At 67.3% G+C, this 3,462-nt stretch carries 2 protein-coding genes; one reads left to right on the top strand and one right to left on the bottom strand.

Annotated features, from left to right (window positions below):
• Positions 1–346: 346 nt before the first annotated feature.
• Positions 347–1,933, top strand: a complete 1,587-nt coding sequence (locus G3N96_RS38010; protein ID WP_206140423.1) for an acid phosphatase — start codon at positions 347–349, stop codon at positions 1,931–1,933.
• 113 nt (positions 1,934–2,046) lie between these two features.
• Here G3N96_RS38010 and G3N96_RS38005 read toward each other — a convergent pair whose 3' ends face one another.
• The gene (locus G3N96_RS38005; RefSeq protein ID WP_346778935.1) at positions 2,047–3,441 is read right to left on the bottom strand and encodes an alginate export family protein; all 1,395 of its coding nucleotides are present in this window, start codon (positions 3,439–3,441) and stop codon (positions 2,047–2,049) included.
• Between the last annotated feature and the right edge of the window lie 21 nt (positions 3,442–3,462).

Genomic DNA, 3,462 nt, shown 5'->3' with positions numbered 1-3,462 from the left:
GGCGTAGTCGCGCCGGGCCGCGCATCGCAGCCGGCGAGCGCCGCGAGCCCGGCGGCCAGCGCCAGCGCGGCCGCGGCGGGGGTCAACGATCGCGCGAACGCGAGGGGTTTCAGAAGGCTGTGCATCGTCGTTCTTCTTGTAGCGGTGGGCAATCGGCCGGAGCTTATGTCAGTTCCATGACCGTTGCATGACGTTCCACCGACAGTCAATTGAAAGCGGCCCTACACCCGCCTGTCAAATCGGTTCCAGATAATGCGCGCAACCGGTCGGTGCCTCGCAATGCCCGCACCGGCCGCACATCAACCCGGTTCCCACACGCGACAAACGACGAAAGAGAGAACATCGCATGAAGAAGCACGCCTGGATTCGCTATACGCCGATCGCCCTCGCGGCCGCGCTCAGCCTGACCGCCTGCGGCGGCGACGATGTCACGCAGCAAGGCCTGTCGGCCGTCAAGAACGTTGTCGTGATCTACGCGGAAAACCGCAGCTTCGACAACCTGTATGGCAACTTCCCCGGCGCGAACGGCCTGCAGAACGCAACGGCCGCGAACTCGGTGCAAAAGGATCGCGACGGCTCGACGATGGCGACGCTGCCGAAGATCTGGGGCGGTCTGACCGCGACCGGCATCACGCCGGCGGTGACCGAGGCGATGACGGCGAACCTGCCGAACACGCCGTTCGCGATCGACGATCCGAAAGGCTTCAACCAGTCGATGAGCATCGCGACGCGCGACATCGTGCACCGCTTCTACCAGGACCAGATGCAGATCAACGGCGGCAAGAACGACATGTATGCCGCGTGGACCGATGCGGGCGGCCTGACGATGGGCCACTACACCGCCGATCCGTCGAAGCTGCCGCTGTGGAAGATCGCGCAGCAGTACGTGCTGGCCGACAACTTCTTCATGGGTGCGTTCGGCGGCTCGTTCCTGAACCACCAGTACCTGATCTGCGCGTGCGCGCCGTTCTATGCGAACGCGGACAAGAGCCCGGCGGCCGGCAAGATCGCAGTCCTGAACGCCGACGGCAAGTCGCTGAAGGTCGCGGCGAACTCGCCGGCCTCGGCGCTGAACGGCGCGCCGAAGTTCGTCAACGACGGCGCGCTGACGCCGGACTTCTACGGCATCAACACGATGCAGCCGGCGTACCAGCCGAGCGGCAACAAGGCGGCCACGGGCGGCGACCCGCTGCTCGCCGACCCGGCCAATCCGTCGACGATGCCGCCGCAGACGGCGACCAACATCGGCGACCTGATGACCAACGCGGGCGTGTCGTGGGCATGGTACAGCGGCGCGTGGGGCCAGGCGCTGCAGGCGAGCCAGAACGGCACGTCGAACGTGATCTACGGTGCCGATCTGTCGACGCCGAACTTCCAGCCGCACCACCAGCCGTTCAACTACTTCGCGAACCAGGCGCCGGGCACCGCGAGCCGCGCGCAGCACCTGCTCGACGGCGGCGCGAACGGCGCCGAGTTCATCAAGGCGATCGATGCGGGCACGCTGCCGCAGGTCACGTTCTACAAGCCGCAGGGCAACCTGAACGAGCACCCGGGCTACACGGACGTCACGTCCGGCGACCAGCACATCGCCGACGTGATCGCGCACCTGCAGGCCAGCCCGCAGTGGAAGAACATGGTCGTGGTCGTCACGTACGACGAAAACGGCGGCTTCTGGGATCATGCCGCGCCGCCGAATGCCGACCGCTGGGGCCCGGGCACCCGCATTCCGGCGCTGATCGTGTCGCCGTACGCGAAGAAGGGCTTCGTCGACCATACGCAATACGACACGGGCTCGATCCTGCGCTTCATCACGCGCCGCTTCTCGCTGCCGCGCCTCGCGGGCCTGCAACAGCGCGACGACGCGCTGAAGGCCAACGGCGCGCAGCCGATGGGCGACCTGACGAACGCGCTGCAACTGTCGCCGAACCTGTAACGGCATCGTCATCACCGCGAACGGGCCGGCCACGCCGCCGCCCCGGACGAACGAAGGGCAGCCCCGCGGGGCTGCCCTTTTTCATGTCGCGCGCGGGTGGCTGCGCGCCGCCGTCACCACCCATACTTCAGTTCGACGCCGACATAGTCGGCGTTGTGCCCGCCCGCCTGGCGGATCGCATCGCCGACCTGGAAATGCACGGCCTCGATCGCACCGATGAGGTTCGCGGCGATCGTCCAGTCCGCCCGCAGCTGCACGTACATCCCGGTCCACAACCCGCCCTTGCCCGCCGTGCCCGGCACCGGGATGTTCGGCTGCTGATAGACGGCGTCGCCGGTCGTCTCGCGCCACTGGAAGCCGAGCGCACCGAGCAGCGACAGGTTCGCCGACGGCTTCAGCGTCACGGACGGCTTCACGTGAATCAGGTTCGCGTAACTCGTATAGCCGGCCAGCGTGAAGTAATAGCCGTTCGGAAACAGCGGGTTGAAGGTGCTCACACGGCCGTCGTGCGGATGCCGGTCGCCCGACGCCGCGTCGACCTGCAGCGCGATGCGCGGCGACCACGGCGCGTCGAGCTTGTAGCCGGCGATCGAACCGACGGCCCACGCCCCGATCGTCGCGTTGCCGACCGTGCCGGTCTGCAGCATCGTTTCGAGATCCCAGTCGAAGCGCCCCAGCGTGCCCGTGTAGCGTACGTCCCACACGTCGCGATGCTCGGGACCGCTCGCGTCGAGGAACCGCGCGTTGTCGCGGTTGTAGCGCGACCAGTAGCCGGACAGGTCGCCCGGCCCGACCGACTGCCGCTCGAAGCGCACGCCGCTGAACGTGAGATCGCGATTCGACACGTCGTCGAAATCTGACGCGTTGCGGTTCTGCACCGGCTGCGTCGCATAGCCGATGAAGCGCCACTTCTGGTACTCGTACACGGCCCAGACCGCGTCGAACGCCTGCCGTACGTTCGGGCCGTCGCGCGTGGCGATGAAACGCTGCAAGTCGAACGCCATCTCCTGCCGGCCGACGCGGAACTTGAACGTGCCGCCGCCGAGCGCGCCCGTGTAGGTCGCGAATGCCTGCTCGAGATCGAGCGGGTTCCTGTCGACCGGCGACACCGTGTTCTTGCCGAACGCGCGGGCGTCCTGCAACTGCACGAAGAACTGCCAGTGCTGGCCGAGATGCGCATCGGCGTGCACCTCGACGCGCTGGATCAGGTACGTATCCGATTGCGCGGAGCCGATCCCGAACAGCGGCGCGTCATTGGTCTCGAGACGCTCGCGCAGGTTCACGCCGAGCGACAGATAGGAGGCCGGATCGTTGCCGAGCGGAAGGTATTTCAGGCCGTCGAGCGGGGCGCGCGGCACGCACGGATTCGCGAGCACCGACCAGTCTTCCTGCCAGCGGTTGAACAGCACCACGGGGCGCTTGGCCGTGCAGGTCGATGCGGCAGCGGCGGTAGTCGTTGCCGATGTCGTTGGCGTGGCCGATGACACGGCCGGCGCCGGTTCCCGCACCGGCGTGGAAGCCGGCGTCGA

It is taken from the genome of Burkholderia sp. Se-20373, assembly GCF_017104705.1.
In the GTDB taxonomy this organism is placed as follows: Bacteria; Pseudomonadota; Gammaproteobacteria; order Burkholderiales; family Burkholderiaceae; genus Burkholderia.
Note: the sequence above shows the minus strand (reverse complement) of the source record. Positions and strands in the feature narration are given on the sequence as shown.

Bases quoted from the DNA above. Each gene is read 5' to 3' on its own strand.
- G3N96_RS38010 (WP_206140423.1), top strand. From the start codon at position 347: ATGAAGAAGCACGCCTGGATTCGCTATACGCCGATCGCCCTCGCGGCC.